Consider the following 17,555-nt stretch of genomic DNA (forward strand, 5'->3'; position numbering starts at 1 on the left):
CCATTAGAGTTCTGCAAAAAGGAGGTAAGAAAATGGGAAAAATAGGTTATGCCAGAATCAGCTCAGCTGATCAAAATATATCTCGACAGTTGGAGCAATTGGAAAACTGTGAGAAGATTTTTCAGGAAGCAGCCAGCGGAGCCAGCAAGGAACGGTCTCAGCTGCAGGCTCTCCTTGAGTATATCCGTGAGGGTGATATTGTGGTCGTCAGTGAACTGGAGCGGCTGGGACGAAACAACAAGGAACTGACAGAAGTTATGAACGACATCCAGGCTAAGGGAGCTACTGTGGAGGTTTTAAATCTTCCAACCTTGCGAGGAATTGAGGACGAGAATCTCAGACGGTTGCTAAATAGTCTTATCCTGGAGATTTACAAATACCAGGCGCAAGCAGAACGAGAACGCATCAAGGATCGCCAACGTCAGGGGATCGCCATTGCAAAGACACAAGGCAAGTATAAGGGACGGAAGGCACTCTATACAGAAAACGACGAACGGTTGCAGCATGCCTTTAGTTTATATAATCAAGGCTATACTGATAAAGATGTGAGCAAGCTTACAGGAATACCTGAAAGAAGCTTTAGACGATATAGAAATAAATATAATATTTCAAGGTCTATAGACTAGATTATATACAATATATATAATCGGATAAATCAGATATTTCAATGTTAAATGCTCTATATCTGTGATATAATGCTTATATAAAATAAATTCAATAACTATATAAGGAAAGATAGAACAATGAGACAAGTCAATATTAAAATAGAAGAGGAACTGCTAGATAGAATTGATACATTAGCTAATAAATCAGGCAAAAATAGAAGTCAGTATATGATAGATAAAGCACTAGAAGAAGATATAGTTCAAGATATACCTGATATAGAGAATAATATAGAAAGCGAATCTACTATCAAAATACTGACTGATCAGGTTGACTATCTTAAAGAACAGCTAAAAATCAAAGATGAGCAGTTGGAAAGAAGCGATATATTATTAAAAGAGTCACTTGACTTAAAAAACAATTTGCTGCTAACCCATAAGCAGCACTGGTGGCAACGAATTTTTCGTTCTAAATCGTAATTGTCATATATCCGATTTTATATAGCATTTCTAGCTAAATTATATATAAAGATATACAAGATATATCCAAAAAAATTCGTTTTAAAACGTATATACTTTGATAGTTTATGATATATAAGAGACTGGACGCTACACAATTAAATAAAATTGCTTAAATTTATGCTATACTGCTAAAGGGTAGTAAGCCCTAACACTCATCTACTCAGTTCCCTATTTGGGAACTTTTTTTATTTTTTGATCTGTTTTTACGAATAATAAAAATAGAGGAGGACAAAATCATGAAAATTCAAGATGTATGGGTTGAGGACATAATAAACAACAAGTGCTATGTAGAGTACTGGACGATTATTACTGTAAAATATTGTAGAAAGAGTTATGAGCTAAAACACCTTATCCTTGCGGACTACTATTTAACACATGAGGAACTTGTAAAAGTTATTCAGAAGGAGCGAAAAGAGGAACTGTTAGCCCATGTAAACTATGTTCGTAGACTATCCAGAGAAGAAAAAAAGAGATATAAAAATAGGCAAATTATTTCTGGTATAAAAAAATTATGGTATAATTTATTACCGTAAAGACTACAGCTTTTACATAGTCTACTTTAAAAATATTTGATAGTCGCTAACCATATCTAGCGACTTTTCTTGTAAATACGGAGGGAAAGTATGAACATGGAAGTGCTTGACGAGAGAGAGTTTTATTCTTACCTGCAGCAAAAGAACCAAGAGATATTTTTAAAATGGATTGATTGTTATGAGCGGTATATTGCCCCTATCATGAGGACAAAAGGCTATAAGAGAATTAACGAGGCTGAAGGGACTGTTGTCTTTTCGTTCGGTGAGATTCGCTTTTCAAGGAGTCGCTGGAAGAAAGGTGAGGAGACTAGAATCCCTGTTGATGAAAAATTGGGATTGATTCCTTATGTTCGATATTCTCAAGAAGTTCTCTACCAGCTGACAGACTTGTCTAGAAAGCTCCCATATCGGAAAGTGGTAGAAGTTGTCGAGCTGCTAAATCAAGTCTATGTTACCAAAGATAGTGTTCAAAAGGCTGTCAATATAGCTGGAGATCTCCTAGAAGAAAAAGAGGAGTATCGTTTTCTTTCTTTTCCGGAAAAAGGGGGAAAATTAAGACAGACACTCTTTATATTGAGGGGGATGGACTATGGGTCAAGCAATCTCAAGCAGGGCAGGAAGGTAAGTCTACTGAGTTAGCTCATTTTGTGGCTCATACTGGCAGTGTTGCTGTAACTGGTAAGCGCCGTAAGCTAGAAAACAAGGTAGAGATTGTTTCAAATTCTTATAAAAAAGCCAAGGAGCAACTCCTTGACACATTATACAATCAATTTGAAATTACTTCGGACACGGTTATTGTAACGAATTCAGACGGAGGCCACGGATATTCTCCAGAGGTTTTCAAAGATTTAGCCTCAGCTTTTCGTCCAAAAATTCACTATCATTTTTGGGATGCTTTCCATGTAAATGAACTTATCAAAAAAACCTTTCGACCATTTCCAGCAGCTTTGACTGATCTGGCTTTTGATGCTGTAGCAAAGCATGATAAGAAAAAAATGATTTTGGCACTAGATACCGCAGAGTCTTTGATTGAGGATCCAGAGAAATTGGATGCTTTTCATAGAGTAAAAAATCAATTTCTTAACAATTTTAAATACACTGTTTCTCCCAAAAATAAAGGCATGGTTGATTTTGGAATCGGAATTATGGAGTCGCAGCATCGAAAAATCAGTTACAGGATGAAAAATCAGGGGATGTACTGGTCTGTTCGTGGAGCAGAAAAAATGAGTCAGATAATTATTTTAGGGCAGGAAGGTCGTCTTAGAGATCTCTTTTTTGGTGGCTGGCGGACAGAATATGAAAAAATAAAAGCATTAGATAATGTATCAGCAAAACGGTATTTGAGTTCCTCAAAAAAACAATACAATCTTAAAAATCATAAGCCTATTCCTAGAAAAGCTAAAAAGAGTGAGGGACTGTCTTTATTTTAAACTTAGAGAGAAAAAATAGCGTCATTATCGCATTTTTCGGCAGTGATTTGCGATTTTTTATTGACACTTAAAAACAATTGTAGTATAATTATAGCAATAAAACAAAAAAAGAGGCAGGTGCGTCAACACCTAACCTCCACCGAGTAAACAAATAGCACTTGTGTTACTCAGTCTTTAATCTAGTTTACAGCACAAAGTAGAGAATGTCAAGGCTGAAATGAACAAGTGTAATTGTTTGTATCTCATTTTCTTGAATTTCTGCTATTTTTTTATCTTCTCAAAAATTCAGACACATACAAAAGCGCTGAATGGCTTGTCAAAAGCATAGAATCCTGCTATAATAAGAAAGATGGAGGCGTTATGGCATTAAAAAAAGCGAGTCTAGCGTGTACAGTCTGTGGTTCTAGGAACTACTCGGTTAAGCTCAGTAGCACTCCAAAACCAACGCGTTTAGAAGTTAATAAATTTTGTAAGCATTGCAGTAAATATACGCTGCATAAAGAAACTAGATAGGAGATTGTTGTGAAATTCTTTAAAGATGTTTTTAAACTATTGAAAGATACAACTTGGCCTACCCGAAAAGAGAGATGGACAGATTTTATCTCTGTCATGGAATACACTGCATTCTTTGTAGTCATCATCTATATCTTTGACAAAGTAGTGGCAAGCGGTCTTTTCCAGATTCTGAATATTTTCTCTTAATAACTGAAGTAGAAATAGAGAAGAATACGAGGACAAACATATTATTCAAAAGTCCCACCTATTGTGAGTAGGTGGGATTTTTGGCCTATGTAGTTATTCTATTCTGGGTGAAGCTTGACAAAGTATAAAAAAAGGGGCTAAAATAGTATACCTAGGATAGGTTGTATGCATGTGCAATCTAGAACTCTCATCTATTGGCGTAGATGAGAGTTTTTTAATGAACAATTCTGGCAGGATATAATTTTCTAAATAGTTGTTAATGAGTTTAGATTTTTTATCTTCTCAAAATCTATGACACATACTATTTTTATAAAACACTTGACAAGGTATAAAAAATAAGTTATAATATAATTCCGTGATAGGTTGTATGCATGTACAATCGAGGGCTCTCATCTATTGGCGTAGGTGAGAGTTTTTTGATGAAAATCTTATTGAAATAAAGCCGAAGCCCTCATCTATTGGCGTAGATGAGGGCTTCTTGGTTGCACTGGAATTACTTCTTCCGGCGCTTGTTGTTGTGCTTTCCCCGCTTCTTATTGCTGCGGTTTTGCTTGCGCTGCTGCTCGTTCTTGCTGAGCAAAAGCTCCTCGAGCTTGCGCTCGTCCAGCTTGGAGAGCTTGCGAAGTTCAGCATTCTCCTTTCGAAGAAGACTGATCTGCTTCCGCAGGCTCTGCTGACGCTTTTGCTTGCGCTTCTTCAGGAGCTTCTTTCCCGAAGCGATGAGATCCTTGAGGACCTCGTCAACGAGCTTATCAGCCGTCTTCTTGCCCAAGTAGAGCAGGACAACGGTGATAACAACCGAGATATTGGGAGCGAGAGAGTGGATGGCGTCCGTGATAGTATTGAGCATGTCAATCGTCTCCTTTCATAGGACATGCGGATGTACCTGAATGCTGCTAAAGAATACATGTCTTCTTTAACGGCTTGTCAGGCTTGCTTGTACTCTAAGGAGAAGATTAGTTGATGGGCTGCTGGTCTGCAGTCTCTTTCTTCATAATCTCGCCTCCTTAAAGATGTTAATAATTTGTCCAAACAAAAAAGCCACACTTGTAGCTTGCCAGTTGAACACCTGTGAAATCAGAATTTTTTCCAACTGGAAATACCTTCTGATTCGACATTCATTTGTTCAGCAAAAAAAGACCTCTCAAACAAGTTCAAAGCACACCAAAAACCGATTCTACTAACAAAACATCCTATGTAGTCAGTTTTGAGAAAATCTTTCTTAGTGTTCTTCAAGCCATAGCCCGAAAAGTCATAATATTACCGATAGTCATAAATGTCTAAGCTGTTACATAAAATCTTTCAAAATACCAATCCCTTAGCTTCGTAGATTGTTTTTCTGTATTTTGGCACTATCTCTTAAGCAATCTAAGTCTCAGTAAAGATTAGAAAGTCAGTTCTTAAAGATAGAATGAAGCCGACAGGCCTCATACCCAACTGAAAAGTAAAAATATTAAATTATAGATTTATTATACCACTTTGTTTTCCCTTGTCAAGGATTTTGAGGCAGAATTACAAGGCTTTGATTTGTCTGGGAAATAGTTGTTAAATTCCTTTGCATTTGAGGAAATTATGGTATAATAGGGCTAGAAAGAAGCAGAAGCCCGCAGGCTTTTTTATTTAGGAAAGGATGAACTCATGGACAGTTTTGACAAAGGCTGGTTTGTACTGCAGACCTACTCAGGCTATGAAAATAAGGTAAAAGAAAATCTTTTGCAGCGCGCTCAGACTTATAATGTGCTGGAAAATATCTTGCGCGTGGAAATCCCTACTCAGACCGTGCAAGTAGAGAAAAATGGCAAGACCAAGGAAATCGAAGAAAATCGCTTCCCTGGTTATGTCTTGGTGGAAATGGTAATGACAGACGAAGCCTGGTTTGTCGTGCGGAATACTCCGAATGTAACAGGATTTGTCGGTTCACACGGAAACCGCTCTAAACCAACGCCACTCTTGGAAGAAGAGATTCGCAACATTCTCATCTCCATGGGTCAAACGGTGCAGGAGTTTGACTTGGATGTCAAGGTTGGGGATACTGTTCGTATCATTGATGGTGCCTTTACTGACTATACAGGTAAGATTACGGAAATTGATAATAACAAGGTCAAGATGATTATTTCCATGTTTGGCAATGACACCGTGGCCGAAGTTAATCTTAGTCAGATTGCAGAGCTTTAATTGATGAAGCAGGGTGAACTCTTCGCTATCCTCGTTAAAAATAAAATCCAAGACTTTTTTCAGTCTTGGATTTTTGTGTTTTTGGAACGAAGTGTGAGATTACTTTTTACGGTTCCGCAATCTGATAGACTTTTCCGTTTTCTAAGCGTAGGTAGTGGAATTTGCCAGCCATATACCAGGAAGTGATAATTTGTCCTTGCTTCTCACGGATGGCATAGGGCTGTCCAGTTTTTTCAAAGGCTTCAGCAATGGGAGTGCCGTCCTCTATGCTTGGAAAGAGCATACAGGTACCCCGCGTGTGCTCAAAGACTAGCTCTTTTTCTCGCACCTGATCCTCATCGAGATGAATATGAATCTCTAAGTGCTTGGCCAGTTTCCAGGTCAGTATTGTTTGCTTGTTCTCTTTCTTAGTCTGGCTAGGCTTTCCTAGTAGCTTATCCAGTTCTTGAATAGTAGTGGGCTGACCCTGAGTACGGATTTGCTGAAATTGCTCCCACTTATCTACAGACTCCATAGCTGGTATCAAAGCCAGGTCCTTGCTAGGATCCGAAGCTTGAGTGCTGGCATGCTGGGATTGGCAGGAAATTAGGAAAAAGCTGGATAGAATAATGGTCAGGAGCAAACTAAAGCGTTTCATAAACATCTTCCTTTCTACAGAAAAGTAAGGGTTTTTGCTTGCATTATAATCCTTTTTGTAAGTTGTAGCAAGGAATTGACGGCAAGGAAATGAGAAGAGAAAAAGATGTTAGGAAACCTTGAGAACAAGGTCTTATCTGGTTGCCAAAAAAGTCTCATATGACTTATAATGATAGCGTTAAAACTGAGATTTTCATAGCTTTGAACGTCAAAAAAGAGAGAACTAACCTGATTCTCTCTCCAGTTTAATGCTAAGTCAATCGCGACAGATGGTATTTTTATGTTTTTGGAACTGATTAGAAGATTACTTATCCTTAATGACGGAGTCAATAATGTCTTTGGTTTGTTTCATTTGATAGGTAGACATTACCCCAACGATTTGATTGTTCTGGGTAGAGAAACTAAACTGTTCGTCATTGGAATTTTTATAGACAAAGGTTGTATCGCGTTCTGAACGCATAATCATTTCCGGACGACCAAGCTTGTCGAAAGCTGTCTTGGGAGTGTCGGATGTGGTGATGCTAGAATAGCTGCTTTTGGCTGGCTGAGCGTCTTTTAGACTAAAACTCAAATTCGTCAGGACATTATTGGTAAAGTAGCCCATAATGTCTCCGTTGTCTGTGTGCCAGATGTTGACAGAGTTGCCAGGGTCATTCTCATCAGTGCTGAATGTAGGTTGGCCTAGAGCTACTGTTACCTCATCGTAAGACGTTTTAGGTTTGTCACCATTGATATCCTCTCCGTTTACCTGAATGACAAAGCCAGTGGAAATATGGAAATTTCTTATTTTCTCTAATTCAGGAATAGAAGCTGCATCTGGTATGTATTGTAGTGCAGAAGCATCATCTGGATCAAAGGTAGCACGTTTCTGAAATACCTCATCACTACTTTCATAGGTGCTAGAGCTACTGCTAGATGATTTGCTGGATGTTTCCTTAGAGGATGAACTTTTCGAAGCTTTGAGGGAGCTAGGCGTCTTTTTTCTTTGCTGTGTCTGCTTGGCAGGCATGCAGGCTGAGAGAGCTAGCAGAGAGAGAAGGCTGAGGGCATAGAAGCTAACTTTTTTCATAATCAATCTTTTTTCCTTTCGCTGATGATGAATGATATTTTTATAATATTATATCAGCAAAGTTTGCTAGAAACAATAGGAAATGCAATAAAAAAAGCCCTTTGGTGGGCTTCTGGAAATATATTTTTGAAGGCGGTAGACGGATTTGAACCGACGATCAAGCTTTTGCAGAGCCGTGCCTTACCACTTGGCTATACCGCCGCAACTCTTATTATTCTATCGTAAATACTTGCTTTCGTCAAGAGTCTTTCATAGTCAAAGCAGAAAATGTTAGACGTTACTATTCCGAACGATTTGGGGAATAAATGTTCTGCTGAGAAGTGGGAATAGTGGCTAGCGGCAGAAAATCTGGCAAACACCTTGTCAAAGAGCTGCGCTTTTGTTATAATAGAAGGTGCCGTGTAAAAGGCAAAATACTCATTTTAGATGAATTGTGGGACTGTTGCCCTCGGGTGGTCCTGCGAGCTGAAATCTAAAAGAGGAAAAAAACAAAAAGGAGAATTTACTCATGGCAGTAATTTCAATGAAACAACTTCTTGAGGCTGGTGTTCACTTTGGTCACCAAACTCGTCGCTGGAACCCTAAGATGGCTAAGTACATCTTCACTGAGCGTAACGGTATCCACGTAATCGACTTGCAACAAACTGTAAAGTATGCTGACCAAGCTTACGACTTTATGCGTGATGCTGCTGCCAACGATGCAGTTATCCTCTTCGTTGGTACTAAAAAGCAAGCTGCTGACGCTGTCAAAGAAGAAGCAGAACGTTCAGGTCAATACTTCATCAACCACCGTTGGTTGGGTGGAACTCTTACAAACTGGTCTACTATCCAAAAACGTGTAGCTCGTTTGAAAGAAATCAAACGTATGGAAGAAGACGGAACTTTCGAAGTTCTTCCTAAGAAAGAAGTCGCTCTTCTCAACAAACAACGTGCTCGTCTTGAAAAATTCTTGGGTGGTATCGAAGATATGCCTCGCATCCCAGACGTGATGTACGTAGTTGACCCTCATAAAGAGCAAATCGCTGTTAAGGAAGCTAAGAAATTAGGTATCCCAGTGGTTGCCATGGTTGATACTAACACTGATCCTGATGATATCGATGTTATTATCCCAGCTAACGACGATGCAATCCGTGCGGTTAAATTGATCACTGCGAAAATGGCTGATGCTGTTATCGAAGGCCGTCAAGGTGAAGATAGCGTTGAATCAGTAGAAGCAGAATTGGCTGCAACCGAAACTCAAGCAGATTCTATCGAAGAAATCGTTGAAGTTGTTGAAGGTTCAAACGAATAATTAGTAAACTAACCTAAAGGGGCAGGGCTCAGCCCAGCTCCTTTATTTACATTAAAAAATAGGAGAAGAAAAATGGCAGAAATTACAGCTAAGCTTGTCAAAGAATTGCGTGAAAAATCTGGTGCTGGTGTCATGGACGCTAAGAAAGCACTTGTTGAAACTGATGGTGACATCGAAAAAGCGATTGAATTGCTTCGCGAAAAAGGGATGGCAAAAGCAGCTAAGAAAGCTGACCGTGTTGCCGCTGAAGGTCTGACAGGCGTTTACGTAAACGGTAACGTTGCCGCTGTTGTTGAAGTGAATGCTGAAACTGACTTCGTTGCGAAAAATGCTCAATTTGTTGACTTGGTAAATGCTACTGCGAAAGTAATCGCTGAAGGCAAACCAGCTAACAACGAAGAAGCACTTGCTTTGACAATGCCTTCAGGTGAAACTCTTGAAGCTGCATACGTATCTGCAACTGCAACTATCGGAGAAAAGATCTCTTTCCGTCGCTTTGCTTTGATTGAAAAGACAGATGCTCAACACTTTGGTGCTTACCAACACAACGGTGGCCGTATCGGAGTTATCTCAGTTATTGACGGTGGAGACGATGCTCTTGCTAAGCAAATCTCTATGCACATCGCTGCGATGAAACCAACTGTTCTTTCATACAAAGAATTGGATGAGCAATTTGTCAAAGATGAATTGGCGCAATTGAACCATGTCATCGATCAAGACAATGAAAGCCGTGCAATGGTTGGTAAACCAGCTCTTCCACACTTGAAATACGGTTCTAAAGCTCAATTGACGGATGCAGTTGTTGCACAAGCTGAAGAAGACATCAAGGCTGAATTGGCTGCTGAAGGCAAACCAGAAAAGATCTGGGACAAGATCATCCCAGGTAAAATGGATCGCTTCATGCTTGACAACACTAAAGTTGACCAAGCATACACACTTCTTGCACAAGTCTACATCATGGATGACAGCAAGACAGTTGAAGCTTACCTTGAATCAGTAAATGCTTCAGTAGTTGAGTTCGCTCGCTTTGAAGTTGGTGAAGGTATCGAGAAAGCTGCTAACGACTTTGAAAACGAAGTAGCTGCAACAATGGCTGCTGCTCTTGGTCAAAACTAATCGTTTTTAGCATAGAAATAGAACGATAAAAAGGTCTGAGATTTTTTCTCAGACCTTTTCATTTGTAGCATTTTGAAACATCAAGTTTAGAATGGTGAGCAGCATCACTTAGCTGCTTTTTCTCTTTCTTCCTTATGAGCAATCAAGCCGTTGGTAAAAATCAAAACAACCAATATGAAGAGAAGTGCAGTTGTTTGGGGGTAAGTTAGGCTAAACTGATAGACTTTGGTAATAAACAGAAGGGGAAGAGTAACCATCATCATGATTAGAAAGCTATACCATTTGACTCGGTTGCTGACCAGCTCCTGTTCGAAGAGCAAGGGAGCATAAAGACAGGCGATGAGAGCTCCGATAGGAATATCAACGTAATCAGCAGAAAAGATGGTGAAAATACTCAGAGTTGCAAAAAGCCATTTGAGTACATGACGAGAATAGTTGAGCCAATCCATTTTCATTGGATTATCCTCCTTGTTTAGATGATCGTTGGCAGGCAGAAGTTTCTGTCTGTCTTTTCCTTGTGGATTTCCACCTATATTATAACGCTTTAAAAGCAAAAAGCAAGCGGTTACACAAGGCTTTTAAAGCTTTTTCACTAGTTTGAATTATCAGACCTTTCAGTCACCCCTTTTTCTTTCAAAATAGAGACTTTTCCGGTATAATATTAGTCAAAGATAGTCAATGTTAGAGAATCAAGGAAAAAGAAATTTATTCTGAAATTCTCAACTGGAGAGGGAAGTCATGGGTGCAAAAAACACATCGGACAGTATTGAAGCATATATCAAGTCTATTCTGGCTCAGGCGGGGATGGTTGAATTAAAACGCAGTGAACTGGCTGATGTTTTTCAGGTGGTTCCCAGTCAGATTAACTATGTGATTAAGACGCGTTTTACGGAAAGTCGGGGCTATATCGTTGAAAGCAAGCGTGGTGGCGGCGGCTATATTCGGATTGGAAAGATTGAATTTTCCGACCGGCATCAGATGCTTTGCGGCCTGTACGACAGTGTAGGAGAGCGTGTCAGCCAACAGGTTTTTACAGATGTTATTCAGCTTCTTTTTGACGAGAAGATTATGACTGAACGTGAGGGCAATCTAATCTTATCAACAGCATCGGACTCGATTTTGGGCGATGGAGCTGCGGAGATTCGTGCCCGGATATTAAAAAAGATTTTACAACAACTAGACAGAAAAGGAATGGAATCATAAATGAAATACTCAAAAGCCTTAATAGAAAGCTTGGAAGCAGCCCAGCTCTTGGCCGGCCATTTTACGACAGATTATCTGGAATCATGGCATCTGCTGATTGCTTTGGCTAATAATCCCTACAGTGTTGCTGGTTCAGTTCTCAATGAATTTCCTGTGGAAGTTGATGGATTTGAAGAAGCAGCTTTTCAGATTACTGGTCAGGCTTATCAGAAAGACGGTCACTTCGAGCTGCTGCCTTTTTCTTATCGCTTAGAGGAGCTGTTTGAGGAGGCAGGACAGATTGCAGAAGCTGTTCGCGCTAAGCATGTAGGTACCGAACATGTGCTGCTGGCCATGCTATTTGACCGGGGGACCTTGGCCTCTCGTATTCTGGAATTTACCGGCTTTAGCTACGAGGATAAGGAGCAGGGGCCGAAAATCAGTGATTTGCGTAAGGTCTTGGAGCAGCGATCTGGCTGGGGCAAGGAAGATATCAAGGCTATCCGCAGTCTGAATAAGGGCGTAATGGCTGCTAAGCAGACCATGGCTAATATGATGGGGATGCCGGCTTCTACCAGCGGGGGGCTGGAAGATTACACTCGTGATCTGACGGAGCTGGCTAGAGATGGCCGATTGGAGCCAGTCATTGGCCGCGATCAGGAAATTTCACGGATAGTTCAGATTCTCAGTCGCAAGACTAAAAACAATCCAGTGCTGGTTGGAGATGCTGGGGTTGGTAAGACTGCTCTAGCCTTGGGACTGGCTCAGCGTGTAGCGGCTGGTCAGGTTCCGGCTGAACTTGCCAAGATGCGGGTTTTGGAGCTGGACTTGATGAATGTAGTCGCTGGCACTCGCTTTCGCGGAGACTTTGAGGAGCGGATGAACAACATCATCAATGACATTGAAGAAGATGGTCATGTCATTCTCTTCATCGATGAGCTACATACTATCATGGGCTCTGGCAGCGGTATTGACTCGACCTTGGATGCGGCCAATATCCTGAAACCGGCTCTGGCTCGCGGAACATTGCGGACAGTTGGTGCTACGACGCAGGAAGAGTACCAGAAACATATTGAAAAAGATGCTGCTCTTTCTCGGCGTTTTGCCAAAGTCAGTATAGAAGAGCCGAATGTGGCTGACAGCATTGCTATTTTACAAGGTTTGAGAAAGAGCTATGAGGACCATCACAAGGTGCAGATCAGTGATCAGGCTATCGAGACAGCGGTCAAATACGCCCATCGCTATCTGACTAGCAAGCACCTGCCAGACTCTGCCATTGATCTTTTGGACGAGGCCAGTGCGACAGTGCAGAATAGAGGACCGCAGAATTATGAGCAGTCAGATTTGACGCCAGTGGATCAAGCCTTGATGGCAGCGGATTTCAAAAAAGTCTCAAAGTTGCTTGAGCAAGAGCAGCAGCCTAAGCTCTATAAACTGAAAGTGGAAGAAGACGATGTTTTGGCTACTCTTAGCGGTTTATCTGGAATTCCTGTGCAGAAGCTGACTCAGACAGATGCCAAGAAATACCTCAATTTGGAAACAGAACTGCATAAACGCGTGATTGGGCAGGATGAGGCGATTTCAGCTATTAGCCGAGCTATCCGCCGTAATCAGTCGGGTATCCGCAGCAGCAAGCGGCCAATTGGCTCCTTTATGTTCCTAGGTCCGACAGGAGTCGGGAAGACGGAGCTAGCCAAGGCTCTGGCCGAAAGTCTCTTTGATGACGAGTCTGCTCTCATACGATTTGATATGAGTGAGTACATGGAGAAATTCGCGGCTAGCCGCCTCAATGGAGCGCCTCCAGGCTATGTAGGCTATGAAGAAGGAGGAGAGCTGACGGAGAAGGTGCGCAACAGACCTTACTCTGTCCTGCTCTTTGACGAGGTGGAAAAGGCGCATCCGGATATTTTCAATGTTCTCCTGCAGGTCTTGGATGATGGTCAGTTGACTGACAGCAAGGGTCGCAAGGTTGACTTCTCCAATACGATTATTATCATGACCAGCAATCTGGGAGCAACCAGTTTGCGGGATGATAAGACGGTAGGTTTTGGGGCTCGGGATATCCGTTTGGACCACGCCAATATGGAAAAACGGATGCTGGAAGAACTCAAGAAAGCTTATCGACCTGAGTTTATCAACCGTATAGATGAGAAGGTCGTCTTCCACAGCTTATCTGCAGAAGATATGCAGGAGGTGGTCAAGGTTATGGTCAAACCGCTCATTGCTAGTCTTGCTGAGAAGGGAATTGAGCTGAAGTTTCAGTCTAGTGCACTTAAGCTGCTGGCTCAGGAAGGATACGATGTGGAAATGGGAGCACGGCCATTGCGTCGCACTCTGCAGACCCAGGTGGAGGACAAGCTGTCTGAACTCCTCTTGACAGGAGATTTGACGACTGGTCAGACTCTTAAGGTCGGGGTCAAGGCTGACCAACTTAAGTTTGAAGTGGTTTAGAAAGCCAAGTCTGCAATGAAAATTTTCGCCTACGATTAGCCCTTGATTAGATAGATACTCAATAGTTATTTCATCATTCAATGAAACTGGGAATTGAAGGATTGGAGGCTGATATGTCGTTTTTTAAGGATTTGTTTGCTGGCAAGAAAGCCAGCGTGAAAACACCAGAAGAGCGCAAGGCGGCTAGTATCCAGCGTTTGAAGAAAGAAGGTATTCCTTACCTTGAGCATTTGCCGGTTATCGAAAGTGCTGAGCAGGTATGGCCGCGCTCGCTAGAAGAAATTGCGCGTCGAGCTATTACCAGCCTCTTGATTATTCAGGCGGCCTTGGATATCGAAAATAATAATTACAATGAGGAGAGCCGCCAGTGGCTGCAGGATAAACTGCAGCAGTACGGAGTGCAGGAAGAGCTGACGCCCAAAGAAAGGACAGTTTTGGAAGATCGTGCCGATCCGGCAGCTATCATCAATATGGTTTGGAAATACGAGGCCTATTGGTCCCTGATTTGGTACTTGGGTCTAGTAGATACTTTGCCGTTTCCAGATAAGATTTGTGATTGTGATGCTGCTATTGACGCAGTCGCTAGTGCGGTTGACTTTCAGGAATTTCTGGGCAAATGCCAACCTCGCAGCTTAGAAGAACTACTGGATGAGGATGATTTGATTTATCGTTATCATTGGGCCTGTGTCGATGCTCGGATTCATGATCAGCCAGCACCGGCAGGCCTTGATGAAAGTGTCGTTCTGGAGAGGCGGTCTGGTCTTGACTGGCTGCTGGGGCTGAATACGGCACAAGACTGGGATGCTGTTGAGCTGCATACCTAGTCCAACTTCTCTTGATTCACTTAATTAGAAAGGAGGTACCTTTGTCCGCTCGTAAAATGGCTAAAATTGCCATCCTATCGGCTTTATGTGTGGCCTTTCGCTATGCATTTTCCTTTTTGCCCAATGTGCAGCCTATCTCAGCTATCTTTTTCCTGATAGTTATCTTTGAGGATTTGCAGACTTCAATCCTAGTGATGGCTGTGACAATGTTTACATCAGCCTTTCTTTTGGGAATGAGTCCGATCGTCCTCTTTCAGTTGCTGTCCTTTGGACTGATTCTTTGCCTTTGGCGGCTGCTCTATTCTCGGTTAAATCTAGTGGGACAGGGAATAGCAGCAGCTCTCCTATCCTTTGGCTATGGCATTGCCATTGATACACTGACAGCCTTGCTTTACAACTATCACTGGTGGTCTTATGCGATTATCAATGCTTTGACTTTCAATATAGCGCACGGACTGTCGACCTTGTTTTTTTACCCACTCTTGTACCCTATTTTAAGGAGGCTCTATAATGAAAAAAATCTTTAGTTTGCTCACACTTGCTTTTGCCCTTCTCCTTGTTGGTTGCGGCAGCAGCCAGACAAATACTGACAAGAGCTCTAGCTCAGCTGATTCTTCTGTCAAAAAGGAACTGAAAATCAGCATCAGTATTGCGCCAGAAGGTCAGGAAAAGAGCGAGAAAACGGTGGCTGTCGAAGAAGGAAAGACAGCGATGGATGCTTTGAAGAAAGCCTATAAGGTCGAAGAAAAAGATGGTTTTATCACTTCTATTGACGGTCATGCTCAGGATGAAGCAAAGGGCCTCTACTGGATGTTTAAGGTCAATGGAGAAATGGCTCCTAAGGCAGCCAATCAAATCACTGTCAAGGATGGAGACAAGCTGGAATTCTACCAAGAAGTCTATCAGCAATAAATCTTTTATAAAAAGAATCTGATGCCTAAGGCACCAGGTTCTTTTTTGTATCCTTGGAGAAGTTTTAAAGTGTCTGAAAATATTTTTATAAAATTTTATAAAAAACTATTGACAAAATAAAAATATAGTTTATAATAAAAACATAGAAAGAACAAAATATAAAAAACAATAAAAAGAATAGGCTTATGAAAGAAAAAATTGCAATCGTATTTGGAACATTTGCTCCCTTGCATCAGGGGCATATCGATTTAATCCAGAAGACTAAGCGTTCTTATGACAAGGTACGCGTGGTGGTTTCTGGTTATCAGGGTGACCGTGGGCAGGAAGTGGGTCTATCTCTGCAGAAGAGATTCCGCTATACGCGGGAGACTTTCGCAGATGATGAACTGACCCAGGTTTACAAACTGGACGAAACTTCTTTTCCTCGTTACCCTATGGGTTGGGATAAGTGGCTGCCAGCTTTATTAGAGTTGGTTGGCTATGATGCAGAACGCGAGGAACTGATTTTTTTGTCGGAGAATCAGACTATCAATCAGAGCTGACAAAACGTGGTTTTGAAACCTGTTTGGAAGAGCGCCAGTTTGGTATCTCAGCTACCATGATTCGGGAAAATCCTAGTCGTTATTGGAAATATATCGCCCAACCTTTCAGCCGTCACTTTACCAAGAAAGTGCTGATTATGGGTAGTGCCAGCAATGGTAAAACGACCTTGGCTAAGGATTTGGCTCGCTATTATGATGCTCCAGTTAGTCTGGAATATGCTCGAGAATACCAGATTCAAAATAATGTGCGAGACGATGAGCTGACTCCTAAAGACTACTATTATCTGCTCTTAGGACAATATGCTCAGACTTCCCGCTTGATTGACAGCAGCGCCAACCGTGGTCTAGTCGTGGCTGATACAAATTCGTTGGTAACCAAGGCTTACTATGATTACTATCTGAAAGAAAGTCCGGTTCAGGATGAAGAAACAGATACTTTTGACAATCTCTTTGCCAGCATTTTGTCTAAGGAAAAATGGGATTTGATTCTCTTTGCTGAGCCGGTTGGGGCCTATGTCAACGATGGCTTTCGCGATATGAGTATGGCAGACGAGGCTATACGCAGTGATTTTTCAAGCTATCTGAAAAAGCTGAAAGAGCAGTGCTTGGCTCATATTCCGACGGTCTATCTGGCTGGCAGTTATTTGGACAATTATCAGGCGGCCAAAGATGCGATCGACATGATTTATCAAGCGGATTAAAAAAGAAAGTGGTAAAATAGAATGGTAGTAAAAAATCAAAAACTCTCTCCTGCAGCTCTTTACGCAGGACTGAAACAAAAATCTCAAACCTTTGTTCAGAATTTCCGCAATGTCTGTGCGGCAGCTAAAAAACAAGGTTTTAGCGGCATAGCGAAATTGTTCTGGCAGGATTTATTTGGCGGGCGCAGCTTGACTCAATGGCTCTACTTGATTGCTCTTTCCAGTCTGCCTTTCATTCTGGAGTTCACCAGTGGTCAGGAGCAGCATGACTGGCTGGGACTCTTTGCTTCCTGGACAGGAATTGTCTGCGTTATTCTAGTAGCCGAGGGGCGGGCCAGCAATTACCTATTTGGAGCTATTAATTCGGCAATTTACCTCTTATTGTCTTTTCAGGCAAGCTTTTATGGAGAAGTGTTGACTACGGTCTACTTCTTTATCATGCAGCCGATTGGCCTTTATACTTGGCTGTCTAATCGGGTCAATGAGCAAGATAAGGAAGAACCATCTCATTTTGAAGCTAAGAAGTTAGACTGGCGCGGCTGGCTTAAATATTTGGCCTTAACTGCCTTGATTTGGATTGGTATGGGCTTTGCCTATAAGAGTATTCACAGTCACCGGCCTTTCCGTGATAGTGTGACAGATGCGACCAATGGTATCGGTCAGCTTCTCATGACTGGTCTCTACCGCGAGCAGTGGCTTTTCTGGATTGCGACCAATCTCTTCAGTATCTATCTCTGGTGGGGTAGCAATCTCCATATCCAGGCCATGTACTGGGTCTATACCCTCAATAGTATCGTCGGATGGTATCAGTGGACCAAGGCGGTGAAGAAAGCTTAGACCAAAGCTTGAGATTTTTGATAGAAAAAG

Annotated in this window: 20 protein-coding genes, 1 tRNA gene and 1 pseudogene; 17 read left to right on the plus strand and 5 right to left on the minus strand. The window is 41.7% G+C overall.

The features are described from left to right. The first annotated feature begins 32 nt into the window (after positions 1-32). The 7 genes from RG608_RS04110 to secE all read left to right on the plus strand — a co-directional run bounded on the left by RG608_RS04110 (position 33) and on the right by secE (position 3,789). On the plus strand, positions 33-626 hold the full coding sequence (locus RG608_RS04110; RefSeq protein ID WP_308946578.1) for a recombinase family protein: 594 nt from the start codon (positions 33-35) through the stop codon (positions 624-626). A gap of 117 nt (positions 627-743) precedes the next feature. Beyond that, positions 744-1,082, plus strand: a complete 339-nt coding sequence (locus RG608_RS04115) for a ribbon-helix-helix protein, CopG family (RefSeq protein WP_002926305.1) — start codon at positions 744-746, stop codon at positions 1,080-1,082. Between the two features lie 278 nt (positions 1,083-1,360). Continuing rightward, positions 1,361-1,657 (plus strand): trans-aconitate methyltransferase, encoded by a 297-nt coding sequence (locus RG608_RS04120; RefSeq protein WP_308946579.1) that lies wholly within the window; start codon positions 1,361-1,363, stop codon positions 1,655-1,657. 90 nt (positions 1,658-1,747) lie between these two features. Further along, complete coding sequence (locus tag RG608_RS04125; RefSeq protein ID WP_308946580.1) at positions 1,748-2,296, plus strand: hypothetical protein; 549 nt, start codon at positions 1,748-1,750, stop codon at positions 2,294-2,296. Beyond that, positions 2,230-3,087: a UPF0236 family transposase-like protein gene (locus RG608_RS04130; RefSeq protein WP_308946591.1), complete on the plus strand. Its 858-nt coding sequence runs from the start codon at positions 2,230-2,232 to the stop codon at positions 3,085-3,087. The genes RG608_RS04125 and RG608_RS04130 overlap by 67 nt, the downstream gene beginning before the upstream one ends. A 360-nt stretch (positions 3,088-3,447) precedes the next feature. Further along, complete coding sequence (gene rpmG, locus RG608_RS04135; RefSeq protein ID WP_002894024.1) at positions 3,448-3,600, plus strand: 50S ribosomal protein L33; 153 nt, start codon at positions 3,448-3,450, stop codon at positions 3,598-3,600. A 9-nt stretch (positions 3,601-3,609) separates the two neighbouring features. Then, a complete protein-coding gene (gene secE / locus RG608_RS04140) occupies positions 3,610-3,789 on the plus strand; it encodes a preprotein translocase subunit SecE (RefSeq protein ID WP_002894022.1) in 180 nt (59 codons plus the stop codon). 493 nt (positions 3,790-4,282) lie between these two features. Here the strand turns inward: secE and RG608_RS04145 are convergent, their stop codons facing one another. Then, on the minus strand, positions 4,283-4,639 hold the full coding sequence (locus RG608_RS04145) for a hypothetical protein (RefSeq protein ID WP_002928242.1): 357 nt from the start codon (positions 4,637-4,639) through the stop codon (positions 4,283-4,285). 788 nt (positions 4,640-5,427) lie between these two features. Between RG608_RS04145 and nusG the strand changes: the two genes are divergently transcribed. Then, entirely contained in the window at positions 5,428-5,964 is a 537-nt protein-coding gene (gene nusG, locus RG608_RS04150; RefSeq protein WP_308946581.1) for a transcription termination/antitermination protein NusG, read from the plus strand. 106 nt (positions 5,965-6,070) lie between these two features. On the opposite strand, the gene RG608_RS04155 is transcribed toward nusG, so the two are convergent. The 3 genes from RG608_RS04155 to RG608_RS04165 form a co-directional block, all read right to left on the minus strand. After that, a complete protein-coding gene (locus RG608_RS04155) occupies positions 6,071-6,601 on the minus strand; it encodes a hypothetical protein (RefSeq protein ID WP_268687708.1) in 531 nt (176 codons plus the stop codon). A 303-nt stretch (positions 6,602-6,904) separates the two neighbouring features. Beyond that, positions 6,905-7,669, minus strand: coding sequence for a hypothetical protein (locus RG608_RS04160; RefSeq protein ID WP_268687707.1), 765 nt, complete (start codon positions 7,667-7,669; stop codon positions 6,905-6,907). Between the two features lie 130 nt (positions 7,670-7,799). Further along, positions 7,800-7,870, minus strand: a tRNA-Cys gene (locus RG608_RS04165). Between the two features lie 307 nt (positions 7,871-8,177). On the opposite strand from RG608_RS04165, the gene rpsB reads away from it, so the two are divergent. Then, positions 8,178-8,960 (plus strand): 30S ribosomal protein S2, encoded by a 783-nt coding sequence (gene rpsB / locus RG608_RS04170; protein ID WP_002894015.1) that lies wholly within the window; start codon positions 8,178-8,180, stop codon positions 8,958-8,960. Between the two features lie 72 nt (positions 8,961-9,032). Continuing rightward, positions 9,033-10,076: a translation elongation factor Ts gene (gene tsf, locus RG608_RS04175; protein ID WP_002928238.1), complete on the plus strand. Its 1,044-nt coding sequence runs from the start codon at positions 9,033-9,035 to the stop codon at positions 10,074-10,076. Positions 10,077-10,180: 104 nt separating this feature from the next. Here the strand turns inward: tsf and RG608_RS04180 are convergent, their stop codons facing one another. Continuing rightward, positions 10,181-10,630, minus strand: a complete 450-nt coding sequence (locus tag RG608_RS04180; protein WP_374989833.1) for a hypothetical protein — start codon at positions 10,628-10,630, stop codon at positions 10,181-10,183. A 184-nt stretch (positions 10,631-10,814) separates the two neighbouring features. Here RG608_RS04180 and RG608_RS04185 point away from each other — a divergent pair, with 184 nt between their 5' ends. From RG608_RS04185 to pnuC, 7 genes and pseudogenes are all read left to right on the plus strand, one after another. Then, positions 10,815-11,279: a CtsR family transcriptional regulator gene (locus RG608_RS04185; protein ID WP_268687705.1), complete on the plus strand. Its 465-nt coding sequence runs from the start codon at positions 10,815-10,817 to the stop codon at positions 11,277-11,279. After that, positions 11,280-13,709 carry an ATP-dependent Clp protease ATP-binding subunit gene (locus tag RG608_RS04190; protein WP_308946582.1) on the plus strand — a complete coding sequence of 810 codons (2,430 nt, stop codon included), beginning with the start codon at positions 11,280-11,282 and terminating at the stop codon, positions 13,707-13,709. It begins immediately after the preceding gene. An 80-nt stretch (positions 13,710-13,789) separates the two neighbouring features. Next, entirely contained in the window at positions 13,790-14,533 is a 744-nt protein-coding gene (locus RG608_RS04195) for a DUF4272 domain-containing protein (protein WP_268687703.1), read from the plus strand. A 41-nt stretch (positions 14,534-14,574) separates the two neighbouring features. Continuing rightward, positions 14,575-15,060, plus strand: a complete 486-nt coding sequence (locus RG608_RS04200; RefSeq protein WP_268687702.1) for an ECF transporter S component — start codon at positions 14,575-14,577, stop codon at positions 15,058-15,060. After that, positions 15,044-15,445, plus strand: coding sequence for a DUF4430 domain-containing protein (locus tag RG608_RS04205; RefSeq protein WP_002911498.1), 402 nt, complete (start codon positions 15,044-15,046; stop codon positions 15,443-15,445). Before RG608_RS04200 ends, RG608_RS04205 begins: the two co-directional genes overlap by 17 nt. Before the next feature lie 185 nt (positions 15,446-15,630). Continuing rightward, positions 15,631-16,688: pseudogene (locus tag RG608_RS04210) on the plus strand (AAA family ATPase). 21 nt (positions 16,689-16,709) lie between these two features. Continuing rightward, complete coding sequence (gene pnuC, locus RG608_RS04215) at positions 16,710-17,525, plus strand: nicotinamide riboside transporter PnuC (RefSeq protein ID WP_268687700.1); 816 nt, start codon at positions 16,710-16,712, stop codon at positions 17,523-17,525. The last annotated feature ends 30 nt before the right edge of the window (positions 17,526-17,555 follow it).

The sequence above is a fragment of the Streptococcus sp. IsoGale022 genome, assembly GCF_031142805.1.
Taxonomy (GTDB): Bacteria; Bacillota; Bacilli; order Lactobacillales; family Streptococcaceae; genus Streptococcus; species Streptococcus sanguinis_A.